Annotated in this window: 22 protein-coding genes; 4 read left to right on the top strand and 18 right to left on the bottom strand. The window is 34.3% G+C overall.

Annotated elements, in window-relative coordinates; translation table 11 throughout:
* Positions 1-68: 68 nt before the first annotated feature.
* The 12 genes from Q8X41_RS13405 to Q8X41_RS13350 all read right to left on the bottom strand — a co-directional run bounded on the left by Q8X41_RS13405 (position 69) and on the right by Q8X41_RS13350 (position 10,751).
* A complete protein-coding gene (locus tag Q8X41_RS13405; RefSeq protein WP_397536792.1) occupies positions 69-1,382 on the bottom strand; it encodes a hypothetical protein in 1,314 nt (437 codons plus the stop codon).
* A gap of 149 nt (positions 1,383-1,531) precedes the next feature.
* Entirely contained in the window at positions 1,532-2,233 is a 702-nt protein-coding gene (locus Q8X41_RS13400) for a hypothetical protein (RefSeq protein WP_397536791.1), read from the bottom strand.
* Positions 2,230-2,973: a hypothetical protein gene (locus Q8X41_RS13395; RefSeq protein WP_397536790.1), complete on the bottom strand. Its 744-nt coding sequence runs from the start codon at positions 2,971-2,973 to the stop codon at positions 2,230-2,232. Before Q8X41_RS13395 ends, Q8X41_RS13400 begins: the two co-directional genes overlap by 4 nt.
* A 21-nt stretch (positions 2,974-2,994) precedes the next feature.
* Positions 2,995-3,738, bottom strand: coding sequence for a hypothetical protein (locus Q8X41_RS13390; RefSeq protein WP_397536789.1), 744 nt, complete (start codon positions 3,736-3,738; stop codon positions 2,995-2,997).
* 1 nt (position 3,739) lies between these two features.
* On the bottom strand, positions 3,740-4,471 hold the full coding sequence (locus Q8X41_RS13385) for a hypothetical protein (protein WP_397536788.1): 732 nt from the start codon (positions 4,469-4,471) through the stop codon (positions 3,740-3,742).
* The gene (locus Q8X41_RS13380; RefSeq protein WP_397536787.1) at positions 4,455-5,351 is read right to left on the bottom strand and encodes an ATP-binding cassette domain-containing protein; all 897 of its coding nucleotides are present in this window, start codon (positions 5,349-5,351) and stop codon (positions 4,455-4,457) included. The genes Q8X41_RS13385 and Q8X41_RS13380 overlap by 17 nt, the downstream gene beginning before the upstream one ends.
* Positions 5,352-5,353: 2 nt before the next feature.
* Positions 5,354-5,728 (bottom strand): GntR family transcriptional regulator, encoded by a 375-nt coding sequence (locus Q8X41_RS13375; protein ID WP_397536786.1) that lies wholly within the window; start codon positions 5,726-5,728, stop codon positions 5,354-5,356.
* A 130-nt stretch (positions 5,729-5,858) separates the two neighbouring features.
* Complete coding sequence (locus tag Q8X41_RS13370) at positions 5,859-6,527, bottom strand: ankyrin repeat domain-containing protein (protein WP_397536785.1); 669 nt, start codon at positions 6,525-6,527, stop codon at positions 5,859-5,861.
* A gap of 33 nt (positions 6,528-6,560) precedes the next feature.
* Complete coding sequence (locus tag Q8X41_RS13365) at positions 6,561-7,178, bottom strand: NAD(P)-dependent oxidoreductase (RefSeq protein WP_397536784.1); 618 nt, start codon at positions 7,176-7,178, stop codon at positions 6,561-6,563.
* Positions 7,179-7,344: 166 nt separating this feature from the next.
* On the bottom strand, positions 7,345-8,643 hold the full coding sequence (locus Q8X41_RS13360) for a M48 family metallopeptidase (protein WP_397536783.1): 1,299 nt from the start codon (positions 8,641-8,643) through the stop codon (positions 7,345-7,347).
* 80 nt (positions 8,644-8,723) lie between these two features.
* Positions 8,724-9,377, bottom strand: a complete 654-nt coding sequence (locus tag Q8X41_RS13355; RefSeq protein ID WP_397536782.1) for an SIMPL domain-containing protein — start codon at positions 9,375-9,377, stop codon at positions 8,724-8,726.
* A 168-nt stretch (positions 9,378-9,545) separates the two neighbouring features.
* Positions 9,546-10,751 (bottom strand): MFS transporter, encoded by a 1,206-nt coding sequence (locus Q8X41_RS13350; protein ID WP_397536781.1) that lies wholly within the window; start codon positions 10,749-10,751, stop codon positions 9,546-9,548.
* Positions 10,752-10,893: 142 nt separating this feature from the next.
* On the opposite strand from Q8X41_RS13350, the gene Q8X41_RS13345 reads away from it, so the two are divergent.
* Entirely contained in the window at positions 10,894-11,625 is a 732-nt protein-coding gene (locus Q8X41_RS13345; RefSeq protein ID WP_397536780.1) for a DUF421 domain-containing protein, read from the top strand.
* A gap of 185 nt (positions 11,626-11,810) precedes the next feature.
* On the opposite strand, the gene Q8X41_RS13340 is transcribed toward Q8X41_RS13345, so the two are convergent.
* Entirely contained in the window at positions 11,811-12,227 is a 417-nt protein-coding gene (locus Q8X41_RS13340) for a dual specificity protein phosphatase family protein (protein WP_397536779.1), read from the bottom strand.
* 2 nt (positions 12,228-12,229) lie between these two features.
* On the bottom strand, positions 12,230-13,186 hold the full coding sequence (locus Q8X41_RS13335; protein WP_397536778.1) for a carbohydrate kinase family protein: 957 nt from the start codon (positions 13,184-13,186) through the stop codon (positions 12,230-12,232).
* Between the two features lie 203 nt (positions 13,187-13,389).
* Between Q8X41_RS13335 and Q8X41_RS13330 the strand changes: the two genes are divergently transcribed.
* Complete coding sequence (locus Q8X41_RS13330; RefSeq protein WP_397536777.1) at positions 13,390-13,953, top strand: GNAT family N-acetyltransferase; 564 nt, start codon at positions 13,390-13,392, stop codon at positions 13,951-13,953.
* Positions 13,954-14,155: 202 nt separating this feature from the next.
* Here the strand turns inward: Q8X41_RS13330 and Q8X41_RS13325 are convergent, their stop codons facing one another.
* Both Q8X41_RS13325 and Q8X41_RS13320 read right to left on the bottom strand, forming a co-directional pair.
* Positions 14,156-14,977: a fibronectin type III domain-containing protein gene (locus tag Q8X41_RS13325; RefSeq protein ID WP_397536776.1), complete on the bottom strand. Its 822-nt coding sequence runs from the start codon at positions 14,975-14,977 to the stop codon at positions 14,156-14,158.
* 63 nt (positions 14,978-15,040) lie between these two features.
* Positions 15,041-15,733, bottom strand: a complete 693-nt coding sequence (locus Q8X41_RS13320) for a Crp/Fnr family transcriptional regulator (protein WP_397536775.1) — start codon at positions 15,731-15,733, stop codon at positions 15,041-15,043.
* Between the two features lie 154 nt (positions 15,734-15,887).
* Here Q8X41_RS13320 and Q8X41_RS13315 point away from each other — a divergent pair, with 154 nt between their 5' ends.
* Both Q8X41_RS13315 and Q8X41_RS13310 read left to right on the top strand, forming a co-directional pair.
* Positions 15,888-16,778: an EamA family transporter gene (locus tag Q8X41_RS13315; protein ID WP_397536774.1), complete on the top strand. Its 891-nt coding sequence runs from the start codon at positions 15,888-15,890 to the stop codon at positions 16,776-16,778.
* Positions 16,779-16,856: 78 nt separating this feature from the next.
* Positions 16,857-17,633, top strand: a complete 777-nt coding sequence (locus Q8X41_RS13310; protein ID WP_397536773.1) for a FixH family protein — start codon at positions 16,857-16,859, stop codon at positions 17,631-17,633.
* Between the two features lie 96 nt (positions 17,634-17,729).
* Here the strand turns inward: Q8X41_RS13310 and Q8X41_RS13305 are convergent, their stop codons facing one another.
* A complete protein-coding gene (locus tag Q8X41_RS13305) occupies positions 17,730-18,017 on the bottom strand; it encodes an MMPL family transporter (RefSeq protein ID WP_397536772.1) in 288 nt (95 codons plus the stop codon).
* Positions 18,018-18,050: 33 nt separating this feature from the next.
* Entirely contained in the window at positions 18,051-18,452 is a 402-nt protein-coding gene (locus tag Q8X41_RS13300) for a hypothetical protein (protein WP_397536771.1), read from the bottom strand.
* Positions 18,453-18,503 lie beyond the last annotated feature (51 nt).

Here is an 18,503-nt window from a genome sequence, read left to right as displayed (position 1 = left end):
GTATTATTATTTGCTTATTAATAGAAAAACTGTGGATACATAGTTGGTACCCACAGTATATTAATAGATCATTCGAATATTTTTCCAGAGGTGAATATCATCGATGGCTGCACCGCGATTTTTTCGATAAAACGATTCCAGTCTTCAATCATTGTACTGAAATGAAAAGCATCGGGTTTACCTGCAGGATAAGTGATAGACTCTGCATTCTCATAAAACTCATCCCAATCATTTTGCTCCTGATAACGTTCAAGTAGGCTACCAGCTTCTACTTTTTTCTGGAATTCTGCGAATGCAGCTGGCAAAACTTCTAGAAAAACAGATTCAACATTTTCCTCTTGAATATGGCTTCGCATAATAGTTGCCCAATTCAAAACAACCTTCTCATCCAATTTCGCATATTTCTTATTTAGACGTGTATATGGATAGTGTTTGGATTCTTCTTGACGTTTATTAATATCTTCAATTTTATAAGAAGTAAATGATTGATAGACTCTGCCTAGTTTTTCTTTCAAATTTTGAGACAGATCCTCTTTACATGATAGAACCTCTAATTTCATACCTAGATAACCTAGCTCTACGCCAAGCTGTTCCTCGCTAACAGCCGTTGATTTTTGATTAATAAGCCATTTATGCGCAGACTGATAGAAAGCTCCTGCAGCTGCTAAATCATTAGGAGTATATAAATACTCAGGTAATAAAATACATTGAGAATAGACCTTAGATACCACCAAACGGAGAATGTCCCCCATAAAGTATGAATCTCTTTCAAGCCATTCGTCTTTTGTTCCTTTAATGTAAGCATAATCAGGATAAATACTGATAAATTGCTCATATTGCTTTATTTTACGTTCATAAAGAGCAGAAATTGACTTTCTCATTAACTCTTTTTCACTATTGATCTCATTTCGCTCAAAGAAAGTACCCACTGTTTCAACATAAGCATTTGAAAGGCGTTCAAAGCCACGACCTAAAATGGCATTTAATTTCTTAAGCTGTTGTTCCTTTTCTTGACCTTCAAAATCACGATGAATCCGTGCTTTATACGTACTATATTCAGAAGCTAAAAAGTTAATATGTTCACTAATAGCGGCAATTCTTTCAAAAGATACCCCACCTCTTGCACTCACATTAAATTCGACCATTTTCCAAAAGATTTCCTTTGGCAAACCATTCAATTCAATCTCTTCCTTTGTAAGTGCTTGCACTTTCATACGCTTATTAGCAGAGAAATGTTGAGGTATTCTATTTTCGGCATCTTGTTTATATTGTTCTTTTATTTTTTCGACATTTAGTATAATTTGTAAATTTTCATGGTCATTCTTTGTATCATGCTCATTGAATGACACAGATGGTAAAGGCCAATTCTCATGTTCCTTCATGTCCTTTTAAAGGGCCCCCTTTTCAAATTTCAGACCAAATTGAATATTACTAAAATCATTATGCTTATTCTATCAATAATTGTGACATGCGACTAGAGAATTTTTCACTATTACTTTATTTTATGAACTATTTTTATCGTTTTTTGCACTTATTCAGCTTTCCATATTAAATGATTAGGATCGCTAATGTCTATATGTTTTGGTACTTTTAATGAGACAACTGTTTGTGCATTAAATATACTTGAATTGGTTTTAGTATCTCCCTTAAAACTCTCAGGGTTGAATGGAAATGGCATCACTACATCTGTCACAACTGAATACGTCTTTTCGGCAATTTGCGGTTCTGTAAATCTTAATGTATGTGGAAATTGCCAATCTACTTTTACATAAGGCATTTCATCATTCAAGTTAAGTGACTTATAATAGGCATTTGAATGATACACTTCACCTTCAACTATATAGCTACTACTATCCACTCGTTCTACATAAACATTTATATTGTCATTTGAAGTATTAGCAGTTAAAAATAATCGATTTCCTTTTATATCTTGTTTAAATGATTTTACATAGAAAGCCTCATCTTTTCCCTTTAGCTGATGTCGTTCTGCACGGATACTAAAATCTTCGTTTTCATTCTCAATTTTTGCTTTCTCTGAATCGTCCATTATATTTACATCGTTTTTCATAAAGCAAACATAGAGAGTTGCAACAATTAACAGAATGCCGTAAATAGTCAATATTATTTTCATATGTTTTGGCTTCCATTGCTCCGTTCGAAGTATCTTCCTTACTACAAATATAATCAAAAAGAATATGGCAAGGAAAATGAATGATGACAATAAAGTAGTCATTCTTTCACCTCCAGTTTATTACTTAGAAAACACGCTACATATATGGATATAATCGCCACTACTAAAAATGGAACATTGAATAATATTACACTTGATATTTGCCACGTAGCATTAATAACTCTTTCTATAATTGAAATTATGAAACCTTTAAATATAACTACTAATACGATAGCCACACCTGTTAACGATAACTTTGAAATTTGATTCAATACACCCATAACATATGCAAACGAGCCGACTGCTAGAGCAACAATTGCCATCGTTAATAAGTTAGCCAAGAATACTATTGGTGCATTGCCAATTATATATCCAACGATAAAGTCTCTATTAAAAAATAAGTTTAATATCATAGCACTTAGATAATTCGTAGTCAGAACTGTAATAGCAATCACAAAACTAAATATCCCTACGAGCATTAAATCTGTTAGAACATGGCTAGTACTACTACTAACAAAACTATTAGAAATTTTTCTTTGTTCTTTACCTGGCATCTGAATGGCAATGGCAAAAATCCAAATTAAACTAACGAAAAATGTTCCAAACTGTGACGATACATGTAATCCAACTCTCATCATGCCTATTTCGTCTTCCATAAACTCTCCTACATTATTAAACAACGAGAGCAACAGCATGATAATTTCAATTATAGCTAATTGCATGAAATTACCTAATGATATTTTCGTTTTCAACTTAAATTGCTCTTTCAATAGACTTACTTTCGAAGGCTTCACTAATTCCATCCGCTTTCTCCCTTCTCTCGATTAATCATAAATACGCATATTATTTTCATCGATAATATCCATATGTTTTGGTACTTTTAAATACAGAAAATAAGAAGTATTTAAATCAATCTCATGCTCTGCTTCCCATTCTGATGAATAATCTAGATTTTCATTTTCAAATAAGCTTTGCCCAAATGGAAATGCCACGATTTTATCTGTAATGATTTTATTATTTAATTTAATTGGTTTTGGATTCTGAATAAATAATGAATGATTGCTTTTCCAAGTAACCGTTGGCTGTTGTATCTTATTTGTAAGGTCAAGTCCGTATTGAATAAACGGTGCCCGGTACAGATAGGCCGATACTTGTTGTGAATCAGATTGAATCCATTCGACAACAACACGCACATAAGGATATGGCCCATTTTCATCCAAAAGTTTTAATCCCAATTTGTCCCCTTTAACTTCAAACAACCAATCTTCCAAATGATATTTACTATATTTAGCTAATTTCCCTTGTATTAAATCCTTCGCAAATGTTTCATGTTTCTGAACTTCCGTTTGCTGTTCAGCTTTGCTTAGAACTTTCAAATCTTGTTTATTTGGTAATAAAAAATATACAATCGGTGATAGAAGCAACACACAGCTATAAATCAAAATAAATATTTTTGAAAACTTTTGATTGCCTCTCATATATTTTTTTGCAAAAGTAAGAACTAAAAGTGTAGGTACGATCAATATAACAACTACCAATATGATTGTTATCGTAAGTAAATAGCTCACTTTACCGCACCTCCAAAGCTGTCGAAAATCTTGTACTGATACCAAACAAAAGAGTAATTGCTATACAAATACTTCCAAAGAGCAAAGACGGATTGTTCAACTTTTCGTATACGACCTCAGCATCTTGTTTTTGTAACCAAAATAAGAAAGCGCAGATTGCCGCAAAAAATAGCGTATAAACAAATTTATATTTATAGGCGAGTAATCCTAGAAAATAGCCAATAGCACTTGTGAACAATAAACATAATATTGCGAATATCAGGCTCACAAAAAATACGCGTGGTGCATGAAGCAAATTCGACTCATCTATAACGCCTGTTGAGTTGTATAGTAAAAGCACAATTCGTGTTACATAGTTCAACAACATAGTTGTAAGACTAGCGAATATTGAAAAGCATAAAAAGAGAGATATATTTGTGGTATGTTCCATTTTCCTTGTAACGATAAATGATGCCATTTCTAACCGCTGTTGCTTTTTTGTTACCAAAATCCCCATATAAAATGACCAAATAGCCGAGAAAAAGAGAACGAAAATTGGTGTAAATGCGTGATATTCTAGTTTTACAAGTGGAGCGCTACCACTCTTCAATATCCCATCTATATAAAAAAACAAAACTTCAGCTATAATTTGCAAAATGACCAAATAGAGTAACATATCCAAATACATATGGATTTTCAACTTAAATTGCGCTGAATAGATGTCCCTGAAGCTTTTATTAATTAAAGAGTTCATCAATCCCCACATCCCTTGTATTTGTCATATACATATACACTTCGCTCGCACTAACAGATGAAATGGTAATATCCTCTTGTTGTAATGCTCGTTCATCAAAGGTGCAATCTTCAGCTCTTAAAAGAACTTTTGCATATCCAAGGGCTATTTGCTTTTCTTCTAACTTTTCGAGTCCAACAGTCCACTTTTGTATAGCATCAGTTGGACCTTGCAATGCCAATGCAAATGATTGTATTTCCTCCAACGATTTATTAAAAACCACTATTCCCTGATCAATGAGCAATACAACCTCAAGTAAATGCTCCATTTCTTCTAAAAAGTGACTCGAAATAATAATGGTTCTTGGATTAGCTATATAGTCTTTTAAAAGTGCTCTGTAAACATCTTTTCGAACCGCTTCATCCATCCCGTTAATCGGTTCATCGAATAATGTTAGTGCACAATGTGTCGATAAGCCTAAGATAAAGTTAAAGGTATTTTTCATCCCTTTTGATAAGTCACTATGATACGCTTGGGGATCCAAACTAAAATATGATATTAGCTTGTTAGCTAGATTTCCATCCCAATTACCGTAAAAGTTCGCTGCTGTCTCTAAAATATCCTGTAACGTAAATGATCCCGGAAATTGCATCTGATCATGAATATAAATGGAATTTGCCGACACAAATAAATTATTAAAAGGTGTTTCTCCAAATACTTTTATCACACCTGAAGTTGGTTTTGTCATACCTGCTAAAAGTTGCAAAAGTGTCGTCTTTCCTGCACCATTGCGTCCTATTAAACCCATAATTTTGTTTTCTTCTAGCTGAAAGGTAATATTCGATAATGCATCTTTTCTTTTAAACTTTTTTTGTACATTAGAACATTCAATCACAGTCATCTTCAGCACTCCTCTCGATAAGATTTTTTTATAAAGTTAATGATTTCATCTTCTGAAATTTTGAGCCTTTTTGCCTCTAATACAATATCGTCAATCATTTTCGTAAAGCCTTCATTTTTCCGTTTTACTAAAATAACCTGCTTTGCTTCTGTTGTGACGAACATGCCAAGCCCCCTTTTTTTGTACACAATTTGTTCTTCTAAGAGAATACTTAATCCTTTACCAGCAGTTGCTGGATTTATATTAAATAGCTCTGCTAGTTGATATTGCGAATACACTTTATCATCTGTTTTTAAATGATCTGCGATGATTTCATTTTCAATCCAATCCGCAATTTGCACATAAATTGGCTTCGTTCCATCACTATTTAAATGCACAAAAAGACTCCTCCTTTCCTCTTGATAATTAGTACATTACTGTTGTAATGTACTATACATTAAATGCCTATAAATGTAAATATTTAAAAAAGGACCCATCCGATTGGATAGGTCCATATTTAAATTATTTTTAGTAAGTGTATTTCTTTAATAATACTTCAATTTCTTTATACCCAAGTTTTTCCGCATGTTCGATCGGTGTTACACCATCTTTATCTGCAATATTCGGATTTGCTTTATGTTGTAGTAACTTCCGTATGCATTCTTGATATTTTTTTCTACCATCGCCTAAAATGATAGCTTCAAGTAATGCAGTCCATCCCAGATTATTAATGTGATTCACATCTATTTCTGTTTTATTTAATAACAAGTTCAGAGCGTCCAAATTGCCATGTTCAGCAGCCGGTATTAAGGCTGTATTACCATAGCGATCTGTAACAGTGGGATCCGCATCAGCTTGTATCATTAGTTTCAAAATATCCAAGTACCCCTCTGCAGCAGCATATAAAAACGGTGTATTTTGCATATCATCTTGAATATTTACATCGCCACCTAAATCTATTAACATTTTAGCAATTTCTACATCATGGTTATATGTAGCAATCATCAGTGGAGTACGTCCTCTATCATTTTGTTGATCTAAATCCGCACCAGCTCTAACCAGCTTCTTCACTGCGTGTAAATCTTGTTGATGTACAGCGTTCAAAAGCGTCATTTTTCCATCTTTATTTTTGGAATACTTCACTAATGCAAAGCCCAAAGATAAAGCAACCATTGCAGCTTTGTGACTTTTTTTCATGTACTCTCCTCATTCCCCATCTGCTTCTGTTCCTTAATAAGCCAGCCCTACCCTTGTATATAAGAATTGTCGTTTGAAGCATTCTTCATACGCAAATTTGGCAGTATCGCCTACTGTTATCTTTTCCCCATTCAAAGGTAATTTATTTTTTTCTATTCGATATTTTCCTATTGCTTCTCCATCTGGTAAATAGGTTGGGCATACGATTGTCCAATCCACATTAGATTCTGCTAGCATTTTATACACTTTGGCGTGTTCCTCAGCAGCAAATGTTAATTTCTGTTTTGATTCACTTGATTGAAATCGGAACTTTCCAGGTTCCGTACGGCTATCTAAGATTCCCGCCGTTCCTATAGTGACGATTCTTTTTATATGATGTTTCTTCATCGTGGAAATAATATGTGGAATACCTTCTGATAAGGTTGTTGTTCTATCTGTACCTAATGCACTAATTACTACATCGGCACCATTAACTGTATTTTCAATATCTTCTTCATTAAATACATTTCCCTGAAGAATTGTTAAATGACCAAAATTTTTTAATTTTGTTGGTGTCCGTATAAGTGCGCTCACTTCATGTCCATCTTGCAATGCAAGGCGTACTATTTCGCTGCCAACCCTTCCAGTTGCTCCAAAAATAGCCAACTTCATAAAGAACTTCCCCTTCCGACTTTTTTCTAGTCATTATTTTATCATTGCATATTTTTCTTACAAAACAATGTGATTATTCAATAAATGTAACCATTTAACTACGAGCTTAGAAACTAAAAGAGGCTGATTAAGAGTTAATGACTACTCTTGATCAGCCTTTATTTTTTTATTTGTTTCTTTTCCGTTCTTCCTTTTTCTCTGGTACTAAATCTTCATTTTTATCAACTACACTATATATTCTTTCTAACATTGGTGGGTGCGTATAGCGGAACCATTTCACAAGTAATGGCGGATTCACTTCACTTAATCCAGCCTTCGTAAGCTTTTGGAATGAAGTAACAGCAGCTTGATGGTCTCCAGTTAACTCGATTGCATACTGATCAGCTCTTGACTCCTGATATCTCGAAATATAATTCGACAATGGGCTTGATGCAAACAGCAGAAAAGAGGTAACGAGTAAAAACAATGGCATCGAACGAAGATCACTTATTTTGCTAATTTTTAATGCTTTTCCATAACGTGCGATGATCCAATTCATCATTTTCGCTGCTAGCCAAAGACCAACAAATGAAAGAAGTATATAACAAGCTATTCCGATATAAATATGCTTTTCTACATAATGCCCCATCTCATGTGCCATAATGAAAAGAATTTCTCGATCGGTTAATCGATTTAATGTCGTATCCCATAACACAATTCGTGAATTACTTCCTATCCCAGTAACATAGGCATTCATAGCATTCGTCTTTTCTGCCATATTTACTTCATAGACATGGTCTGAAGGAATATTGGCTTGATCTGCTAATGCGAGAATTTTAGCTTCTAATTCTTTATTTTGTAATGGATAGAAATCATTATATAAAGGATCTATCACAACTGGTTGCACAAACATAACGAAAATTGAAAAAGGAATGGATAACAGCCAAGCATATAGCCACCATCTCTTTGTGCTTTTTTTAATCAACCAATAAACAACTGACATTACTAATATGGATGTTACAAAATTAACCCCAAAATCAATTAATCCATCCTTCATCCATGAAGGAAAAGTCTGGGTGCTAATCCCAAAGTCTTTACTTAAATGATATTTATAATAATCTAATGGCCACAATATAAGATACATGAGAAGTGATAGCCAAAAAACATAGATGGTGGTTTGGAAAAGTGTTGATTTTGCACGTGATACAGACCATTTTTCGAACAACTTTGAAAGTCCTGCAAGTAAAATAAATAGGTAGATTAACCATTCAAGTGGTGTTGATACAAAAAAGAGGTAGTTCCTAATTTTTGAATATTCCCCACTTAGTAATAATTCATGATGAGACATAAAAACTGCTGGATCAGCAACAGTACCCTTTAATGCTGCTGGTATATCCCCACTGCCACTCTGAAAAATATAAAGATACATTCCTACAGCATAAACTCCAAATAACATTAGAGCTATAATGCCAATTTTCTTTGCCATGTTATCTCCACCTTGTTTAGTCTGTCCTATATTTTAGTGTAATCATTTTAAAAAAATATAGAACCAATTTGTTATGAGGATTAGTATTGAAATTTCACTCTTAATGTTGCACTAATTGTAATTAGACCTTGTTCAATTGGTGTTGTAAAATTCTGACTTGCCATAGCAGCTGATTTGTATAATACAGGTTCCGAAGTACTTTCTTCGAAAATTTGGATTGGTTGTGGTGGAATAGATAAGTGCATTGTCTCAGCTATTGTATTTGCTTTCATTTGTGCATCTTGGAGGGCCAAAGATAAAGTCTGTTGATAATAGCGATCTTCATGTTCAATTTTAAATTGAATGCTCGAAACACGATTTGCACCACTTTTTACTGCTGTATCTATGGCGGTTCCCACTTGATTCATATCCCTTACCTTTACAGTTATCGCATTGGTTACTTCATATCCCCTAAAAACTTGTTTGCCCTCGATGTAATCATAACTTGGTGAAACATTATAAGATGCCGTTTGAATATCTTCTCTCGGAATTCCTAATGCTATAAGAGATTGAATAACTCGATGCATAATTGCTGCATTTTCTTGAGCTGCCAAACTTACCTCTTTTCCATTCGTAATTACTTCTACTTGAAGTTGAACGTAATTTGGCGTAGCAGCTATCTTACCATTACCTATCACTGTGATAACACGTAATGGATTGAATAGTCGTATTGGATGAACTTTTTGATGATTCATAGGATTCCACCTTCCATTTTGTTCATACTGCTTATCCTATGCTTTTTCTTTTGAAAACTTTCATTGGTATCATTTTTATTAAATAGAAGTGGTTTAATTGTATTTTTTAAGAAAAAAAGCTCCGAAGAAAAATATTCCGTTTTTCATCGCAACTTTATTTTCAAATTCTTATGCTGTTTTATGATCCGCTGGAAGCCAAAATGCAACAAATGCTAAAATCGGTAATACTGATATAAAAATCATCGTATCCAAAACACCATAATGGTCCATCATTATGCCAATAACAACTGAACCAATCGCCCCCATACCAAAAGCAAGGCCTACTGTTAAACCAGCCATTGTACCAACTTTACTTGGCACCAATTCCTGAGCATAAATAACCGTTACTGAAAAGCTCAGCATAATGAAAAAGCCGATAACAGCAAGGAAAATTACGACTAACCATAAAGGGATATATGGCAACATTAGCGCTAAAGGCATTGGAACTAAAAATGATAGCAAGATAACATTTTTTCTACCCATGCGATCTGCCATTGGACCGCCAAAAAATGTTCCAACAGCTCCGATTGCAAGGAAGATGAAGATTAGTAATTGCCCTTTTTGAATCGTTAAATGATATTTGTCCATTAAATAAAAGATATAAAAGTTCGTCATATTGGTAACATAAAATGAGCGAATAAAAATTACAGCCATTAATAAACCAATGGCAATTCCTATTTGTTTTTTCGTTAAAGTAGGTAAATTAGAAACCAATACTTTTTTCGTTTTCGAGACACTTTCTTCTTCTAATTGTTGTTTATACCATACAGAAATTCTTGATAGCAGAAGAATTCCAACAGCTGCAACAATTAAAAACCAGGCTGCTCCAATTTGACCAAATGGCACAAGAACGAACGCACTAATCAGTGGGGCTAACGCTTGTCCAGAATTTCCACCAACTTGATAAATTGATTGAGATAGTCCACGTTTTGAGCCAGCTGCCATAAAACTAACTTTTGAGCCTTCTGGGTGGAAAATAGCAGAACCTAACCCTAAAAAGATGACAGACAAAAGAATCATCCAATAATTTGAAGATATAGCAACACCTGCTAGACCAACAAATGTGCATGACATTCCTAAAGGCAGAGCATATGGCTTTGGATTACGGTCACTGAAAAAACCAACAACTGGTTGTAATACAGAAGATACCATATTCAACACAAATGTTATTAACCCCAATTGTGTAAATGTTAAACCGATTTCTTTTTCTAATACTGGAAACATTGCAGGTACTACAGCCTGCAACGTATCATTAAATAAATGACAAACACCGATTGCTACCATCACTGGATATATGGGATTTCCTAATGCTTGCCTTGCCATTGTCGTTGACATGATTGATTTTGCACTTCCTTTATATTTTGAAATTGGTGTACTAATTATAACAATTTTCCAACAATAATTATTATTTAATATGAGAATATCCTCTTTTTTAATGTTCATACTAAGTACGATTAGAAAGAGGAGGAATTAAAAAATGGAGAACTTTTTTGAATTGAACTTCTGGGAGATGATGCTTAGAACCACAATTTCTTTTGTAGTATTACTGTTATTAGCTCGTTTACTCGGTAAAAAACAATTAAGTCAGCTAACATTTTTTCACTATATAACTGGTATTACCATTGGTTCTACGGCGGCCGACATTGCTTCACAGAAGGAAACTCCCTTTATCGATGGCCTTATTTCGCTAATATGGTGGACCATCCTTACAATGATCGCCACTAAAATTACACTTAATTCCACTAAAATGCGTGATATATTAGATGGTAGTTCAACTGTTATTATTAAAAACGGTGAGATTTCGGTTCAAGCATTGAAGACTTCCAAACTTCATATGGATGATCTTCTAATGATGCTTCGAGAACAATCCGTTTTTTCTATACAAGATGTTCACTATGCAATATTAGAAACTAATGGTCAACTTAGTATCTTAAAAAAACCAGCAGAACAATCAGCTACCAAAACAGATGTAAAAGCAGATGTTTCAATACCACCACATATTCCTATAGAAGTTATTGCTGATGGACATATTGTATGGAATACAATGGAGGAATTAAACTTAACAGAAGATTTGTTAATGAAAAAGCTGAAGAAGAAAAATATTGAAAATATTGAAGACGTATTTTATGCACAGCTTCAACCAAATGGCTCATTATATATATGTACTCGAGAAGAAAATAAAGCAACACAAAATGATAAATCAGAGTAACTTATACATTGACATCAATTGATGAATTCCCATAATTCCCGTACCGATTCCCTATAATTCCCCAGGAAATATCGCTATAAATCGCTATATTTCTCTTTTATCTAATAATGCTCATCAAAAAGGAGTTGTACTTATACCAGTACAACTCCTCTTTCTGTTTTTATAATAACGGTACTTATTTTGTATTACTCATAAATTTGTTGTAGTGCTTTTCTCATCGGTTCTCGTACATTTACTTTTGGGCGGATTGCTTTTGCTTTTTGCTCTGCTTCCTCCACCGTTTTCGCTTGTCCAAGTTCTAGCAAAGTTGCCGTTGCAATAGTACCTGCTCGGCCACTTCCACTTCCACAATGGAAGAAAACCTTTTTGCCATTATGATAAGCTTTCATAACTTCACCTATTGCATGCTCGATGGATGGTGCAATTTCTGCTTCCTCATCTGCAATGGGTGCATGAATTCGCTTATAATTTACTTCTCCTGGTTCTGCTAATCGTAAATCAATTACTACATCAATATTTTCGTTCGCAATGGCTGCTTCAGCATCGGCTGCTCCACCAAAGAAAATTTGATTATTTACTAATTCCTGATAGTTTTTCTCCATCTTTATCCCTCTTCGTGAAGTAATTCTTTGATTTCTTCATAATGTGGCATTGCTGTAATAGCACCTGCTTTTGTTGCTGTATAAGCTCCTAAATGATTCGCAAAGTATACATAGTCATAAGCTTCTTCCATTGTCTTAGGCATACCATATAAATGAACTTGACGAAGAACCCCTGCCATAAATGCATCGCCTGCACCCGTTGTATCCACACAGTCAATTTTAATAGAAGGAACATGTTTAATTTCATCATTAAACACAACATATGCACCATGTGCACCAACAGTTATCATGATTAATGGAATATCAAATTGTTTCAGAGCTTGAATACCATCTTCCAAATTATCTGTTTGCGTTAAGAAGAACAGTTCTTCATCTGCCAGTTTCAATAAATCTGCATCTTTTAAGAAAGATGCAATGGTATCATGACAAATTTGAGCACTTTCCCAGCGAAGTGGACGAATATTCGCATCCATTGCCACAAGCGCAGAATGTTTTTTTGCTAAAGCAACTGCAGCCTTTGTTGTTTCTAAAGCAATAGGATGAAACATGGTATTAGAGCAAAGATTAAAGATAGAGGCACGTCTGAAAGCTTCTTCTTGTAAATGTTCTGTCTCTACTTGAAGATCCGGCGTATCATCAATATAATTCGTAAAAATACGTTCATTTCCTTCAGTTAAATGAACATGGACTCCACTTACTCGCTTTTCAGGAATGATTTGTGCATAATTCATGATGACGCCTTCGTGATCTAGTTCGTGACGAACGAACTCAGATGTTTCATCATCCCCTGTTACGGTAATCAATGCAGAAGGAGCACCTATTCGGCTGATACCTGCAGCCACATTGACAGTTGCTCCACCCAAAAACTTAGTAAACGACGTATTCGTAGTATCATTAGCTATAAAATCAACAAATGCATCCCCATAGACGAGAACGAATTCTTTTTTGGACTCTAACATTTACAAACTCCTTCACACATATCTTCCTTCTATCGTACCATGAAGTCTGACAACACAAAAGTAGCTTGCGAAATAATTTAGGTAATAAATCATAAGATGCGAAAAAATACACTCCTAATTGGATAAATTCTTCAAATTATGTCTAGTCTAAGCAAATATTTACGTCCTCTGTTATACTATCTTCTGAAGGAGATTGATAAAAAATGGACATTACTGTAAGACCTGCTCAATTAGCAGACGCACCATTTGTTGCACCTTTAATCGTAGATGCTATTGATGAAATTGCAAATCGACTTACTGGTGAAGATGAACCTCGAGCTATTTTAAATGAATTGGAAGTACTATTTAAACGCTCAGATAATAGACATTCTTATAAGAACACATATATCGCTGAAATCACTGGTGAAATCGCTGGCATTATGGTTGTATATGGCGGAGACAAAGCACCAACATTAGATAGCAACCTTGAAAATTGGTTAGTCTCTAAAGGCGCAGAAATTCAAACTATTGAAGTCGAAGCACGTCCGGACGAATTTTATATCGATACAATCTGCACAGCGCCACATTTCCGAGGTCATGGCGTTGGCACAACCTTATTAAAATATGCTGATATCATAGCTAAAGAAAAAGGCTACCACAAAGTATCCTTAAGCGTGGAAAAACAAAAAGAACGAGCTCGTCACTTATACGAAAAAATGAGCTTCACTTACGCAGAACCCTGGATGATTATTGGTGAAGAATTTGATCATATGGTGAAGGAAGTTTAATTCCTTCTAGCTGTATACGCTGGATTTTAACAAAAGACAGCCAAAATTGTTTATCTCTTGTTCTCCAGATTAAAAATAAAAAGGATGACTCTAGCTGAATCTAGAAGTCATCCCATAGTGGATTAAACATTAAACATATATAATTCTTTTATTAAACTGCTCTATTTTTTTAGAGCAGTTTAACTTTTCTACATAATATTTCTTAATAGGACGGTGTAATTTTTAAAAACTGTCCATTTTTTACCTTTACATACTCGGTTCCATTAATTTCGCCATTATATGCGATTGCTTCGAGATTTAAAATTGAAGAGTTGTTGATTACCTCATAGTAGCTACCAAATGAAATTTTATGAGTACCCGCCTTTAAATCTGTACCTATTTTATACATACCTGGTTGTTTAACAGATGAGGAAAGTGTATGTTTTACTTTTGAAGAAGGGATAAAGTAAGCACCTGTGCCATAGTCAACTAGCTTAAAATATTGTCCGTTTGATAAACGAACATAGGCTTGATTGTACACAAAATCATTTGTAAGAATTGCTTCGAGCTTTGATGGTTCTTTTGATATTTCATAGTATATATCCTTACCGAAAATCATGTACTCTCCGGCGGCAATATCTTTACCTACTTTATATGTACCTGCATATTTGGCATATGGTATAAATGTTTTTGCAGATTTTACTGTTGAATATTTACTATAGTATGTTTTCTTCCCTGCCTTTTTTATGGCACGAACTTTATAATAGTACTTTGTAGAAGATTTTAATTTGCTATTGGTATAGGAAGTATTTTTCGTTGTAACTATATGTTTATAATTACCACTTTTTGAATTAGCACGATAGATCTGATAAGAAGTTGCTCCCGTTACCTTTTTATAAGAGATGCTAATCTTAGTTGTACTTGTGGCCTTCACTGTAACCAAAGGTTTAGAAGGAGCACTTACAGCTGATGCTACAAATTGATTACTTAAAACTAAGAAAATTGGACAAGCTAATGTAAGAATTGTTACGATAATTTTTTTCATCTTTACCTACCTTTATTAATAATATGTTTAATATTAATACAAAAGATAGAAAATTACCATATTTTATTCATACCGAATCCCCTGCGACATTTCCTCTAGCACTTGTTCATTTAATATACGAATAGCTCGTCGACTTTTTTCGATAACTCCTCGTTCACATAAATCACGAATCACTCGATTTAAATGTCGATGTGTCGTACCAAGCAAATCAGCAATTTCCCCTATATTCGTCGTTTGTAACTCTAGGCCAAACTCATTATCTGGCGTTGTTGTTGACAATAAATAGCTTGCAAAACGATTTTCCACCGATGCAAGTAAATTGACACGAGAAGCGGTTGTACTTGTTTGTAGCTTATAGCTTAAATGATTCAAAAGATCCTTTAAAAACAACGAATTATTCATCTCGAAGTTGTATATATAGTCAAAGGATAATGCAATGCATAAGCAATCTGTCACTGCTGTTATTTGGGATTGTACTGGCACATGACGCACTAATTCTATATCACCAATAATGGCAAGTGGATGGTTAAAACGTAATAATAGAGATTTCCCTGTCTCTACACTTGAAGTAGCCTTTACTTTTCCTTCAACTAGGTAGAGCAGTGAATGTAATTCTATTCCTTCATGCAGTAAAATCTCCCCTGCCTTGTACTTTTGAAGAACAAACGGCAGTGCATCAACATCAGTAAAAATTTGCTGAAACTTATATTCAGTTAATTTTCCGTGGAGTAAAACTGAATCCTCAATGACTTTCATATAAAATCTCCCTTTTGGACATATGTCCTTTTTCATTATAATTTGAATTGCTATGATGGTAGAAGTAAAAAACGCAATAAAGCGTTTTATTCTTACAAAATTGCTATTCGTGGTATAATTCTTCTTTAGTATTTTTCTATACAGGAGTGTCGATATGAACAAAAATTTAATATATCCATTGCTCATCGTTATCGGATCGAGCTCATATGGTATTTTATCTACTATTATCAAGGTTGCAATGCATCACGGCTTCGAAACAAAGGAAGCGGTTACAAGTCAATATTTTATTGGTTTCTTACTTGCATTCATCTTATTCATCATTACTCAACGTTCTTTACCAAAGTTAACTGGTAAAGGCTTTTTAATAATTATGCTTTCTGGATTATTAACTGGGAACACAGGAATTGTATATGGACAAGCTGTTCACTATCTACCTGCTTCTCTTGCAGTAGTTATGCTATTCCAATTTACATGGATAGGCTTATTTTTGGATTGTATTATTCACCGTCGTCGACCAGCACGTAGCGAGTTAATCTCTATCGTATTCCTTATCATCGGTACAATTCTGGCCGCAGGAATTTTAGATGTTGATTTGAGTGGTCTTGATTGGCGCGGATGGGCATTTGGTTTGGCATCAGCGTTAAGTTTTGCTTGCTTTATGCAGTTCAACTCAAAACCGGTTGAAGGAATTTCAAGAATTGGCCGTATGACCATTATGGCATTCTTCGCAATGCTGATTGTTTTAGTATTCCAATCACCAGAAATTATCGTAAACGGGAAGTTATTTGGAACAGAGCTACTTTACTTTGGACTTGCCCTTGGTTTCTTCGGAATAATTTTACCAATCCTACTATTTACTATCTCCGTTCCTAAAGTCGGAGGAGGATTAGCATCTATTTTAAGTGCAATGGAGCTACCAGTGGCAATTATTGCTTCTGTAGTAGTACTTCATGAACAACTAACAATACTCCAAGTATGTGGAATTATCTTAGTATTAGTTGGCATGACTTTACCAACACTTTTACAAAAAAGATTAGCTAAATAAAGAGACTTCACACTTATTTCGCAAACTCCTTTTTTCTATTTGCTACAATGATTTATGCAAATAGAAGGGAGTTTTTTTATGAAAAAAATAGCAATGTTACTAATGGCATTAGCAACAACTACAACTCTTGCAGCATGTAATAGTAATACAAATACAGCAAATGACACGAAAAAAGAAGCAGCACCTTTAAAAGCTGCTTTAACTGTTCCCGAAACAGCTAAAGTTGGCGACAAAATTGAATTAAAAGTTGATGTAATACAAAATGGTAAAGCTGTTACAAATGCAAAAGATGTCGCATTTGAAGTAAAGAATAATGATACAAATTCGGATAAAATGGTAACTGCTAAATTGCAAGATGATGCATATGTTGCTTCTTATGATGTAAAAGATGCAGGTAAATATGAAGTCACTGCACATGTTGCTGCAAAAGACGGCGGTCACGTCATGCCAAATGCAGATATGACTGTTTCAAAAGATGCTACAACATCTGAACATGCAACACATGATAATCATAAATCTACTACTGGATCTGCTACTGCAGAGCAAGATCATCATCATGGAGATGTAGCCGTAATGTACAATCATAAGCATACGGTAGCTAAAGACAAAGCAATCAATCTTAGCGTCTCACTAAAACATGATGGCAAGGCATTATCAAATGCAAGTGTACATTATCAAGTTCTTCCACAATTTAAAGGTGGCAAACCAACTTGGATTACATTAAAAGAAACTTCTGATGGCACATATGAAGGGAAACATACATTTACACAAGCAGGAGCATATCAACTAAAACTGCATGTCGAAAATGATGAAGGCCTGCATGCTCATGAAGTGAAAGTTTTTACTGTAAAATAATATTTCAAGAAAACCTCTAGTAAATTTAGAAATTTTCTCTAACAAATAAGCCTGAATGGAATTGTTATTTCCATTTAGGCTTTTAAATTCTAATGATTAATCATGTTTCAATTTTTTTGGCCAGAAGCTACATTTGCCAAGTATTACAATGAGTGCGGGGATAACAATCGGACGTACAAGAAATGTATCTACAAGTACACCAATTGCTACAGTAAAACCAAATGCACGAAGTTCCATTACTGGTTGTGTGATTAATACGGCGAATGTTGCAGCTAAGATTAAGCCAGCGGATGAAATCACACCACCAATCTTAGCTACCCCTTCACGTACAGCGTCTTTGATTGGTAAATGTTCTTTTTCTTCACGAATACGTAAGATTAACATAGTGTTTCTCTTTAAAGAGTTTCAAACCAATCACTACTTTCTATTAGAGCTAGAATCAATCATAAAGGTTGAGATAATAAATAACCCAAAACTAATTAACAGGATTGAACCACCAATAATATAAAACAGTAGTGCAAATGTATCGTTAATACCAAATGGTTTTAATGTGTTTAGCCACATGCCTACAGTTAATCCGATTGAGCCAATAATTGCTGTCCAACCATGAGCAGCCACTAATTTAGCGGACTTTATTTTAAATACGCTATAGAAAATTCCCCATGCAAAAACAGATAACCATCCAACGACTAAAATATGTGCATGAATTGGACGGAATTGATAGCTACCTGAGCCAGCCATGTGTGAACCTAACATTGCACCGATTAAACCAAAGATTGCAGCTAAACGAATTAAACGTATTCCCCATTTTCTTTCCATACAATTTACCTCCATAGATTTCAGACTTTTAATACTATGATGTAAATATAA

Source organism: Rummeliibacillus pycnus (assembly GCF_044359855.1).
Lineage (GTDB): Bacteria > Bacillota > Bacilli > Bacillales_A > Planococcaceae > Rummeliibacillus > Rummeliibacillus pycnus_A.
Note: the sequence above shows the minus strand (reverse complement) of the source record. Positions and strands in the feature narration are given on the sequence as shown.

Bases quoted from the DNA above. Each gene is read 5' to 3' on its own strand.
- Q8X41_RS13405 (WP_397536792.1), bottom strand. From the start codon at position 1,382: ATGAAGGAACATGAGAATTGGCCTTTACCATCTGTGTCATTCAATGAG.
- Q8X41_RS13400 (WP_397536791.1), bottom strand. From the start codon at position 2,233: ATGACTACTTTATTGTCATCATTCATTTTCCTTGCCATATTCTTTTTG.
- Q8X41_RS13395 (WP_397536790.1), bottom strand. From the start codon at position 2,973: ATGGAATTAGTGAAGCCTTCGAAAGTAAGTCTATTGAAAGAGCAATTT.
- Q8X41_RS13385 (WP_397536788.1), bottom strand. From the start codon at position 4,471: ATGAACTCTTTAATTAATAAAAGCTTCAGGGACATCTATTCAGCGCAA.
- Q8X41_RS13380 (WP_397536787.1), bottom strand. From the start codon at position 5,351: ATGACTGTGATTGAATGTTCTAATGTACAAAAAAAGTTTAAAAGAAAA.
- Q8X41_RS13370 (WP_397536785.1), bottom strand. From the start codon at position 6,527: ATGAAAAAAAGTCACAAAGCTGCAATGGTTGCTTTATCTTTGGGCTTT.
- Q8X41_RS13365 (WP_397536784.1), bottom strand. From the start codon at position 7,178: ATGAAGTTGGCTATTTTTGGAGCAACTGGAAGGGTTGGCAGCGAAATA.
- Q8X41_RS13360 (WP_397536783.1), bottom strand. From the start codon at position 8,643: ATGGCAAAGAAAATTGGCATTATAGCTCTAATGTTATTTGGAGTTTAT.
- Q8X41_RS13355 (WP_397536782.1), bottom strand. From the start codon at position 9,377: ATGAATCATCAAAAAGTTCATCCAATACGACTATTCAATCCATTACGT.
- Q8X41_RS13350 (WP_397536781.1), bottom strand. From the start codon at position 10,751: ATGTCAACGACAATGGCAAGGCAAGCATTAGGAAATCCCATATATCCA.
- Q8X41_RS13345 (WP_397536780.1), top strand. From the start codon at position 10,894: ATGGAGAACTTTTTTGAATTGAACTTCTGGGAGATGATGCTTAGAACC.
- Q8X41_RS13340 (WP_397536779.1), bottom strand. From the start codon at position 12,227: ATGGAGAAAAACTATCAGGAATTAGTAAATAATCAAATTTTCTTTGGT.
- Q8X41_RS13335 (WP_397536778.1), bottom strand. From the start codon at position 13,186: ATGTTAGAGTCCAAAAAAGAATTCGTTCTCGTCTATGGGGATGCATTT.
- Q8X41_RS13330 (WP_397536777.1), top strand. From the start codon at position 13,390: ATGGACATTACTGTAAGACCTGCTCAATTAGCAGACGCACCATTTGTT.
- Q8X41_RS13325 (WP_397536776.1), bottom strand. From the start codon at position 14,977: ATGAAAAAAATTATCGTAACAATTCTTACATTAGCTTGTCCAATTTTC.
- Q8X41_RS13320 (WP_397536775.1), bottom strand. From the start codon at position 15,733: ATGAAAGTCATTGAGGATTCAGTTTTACTCCACGGAAAATTAACTGAA.
- Q8X41_RS13315 (WP_397536774.1), top strand. From the start codon at position 15,888: ATGAACAAAAATTTAATATATCCATTGCTCATCGTTATCGGATCGAGC.
- Q8X41_RS13310 (WP_397536773.1), top strand. From the start codon at position 16,857: ATGAAAAAAATAGCAATGTTACTAATGGCATTAGCAACAACTACAACT.
- Q8X41_RS13305 (WP_397536772.1), bottom strand. From the start codon at position 18,017: ATGTTAATCTTACGTATTCGTGAAGAAAAAGAACATTTACCAATCAAA.
- Q8X41_RS13300 (WP_397536771.1), bottom strand. From the start codon at position 18,452: ATGGAAAGAAAATGGGGAATACGTTTAATTCGTTTAGCTGCAATCTTT.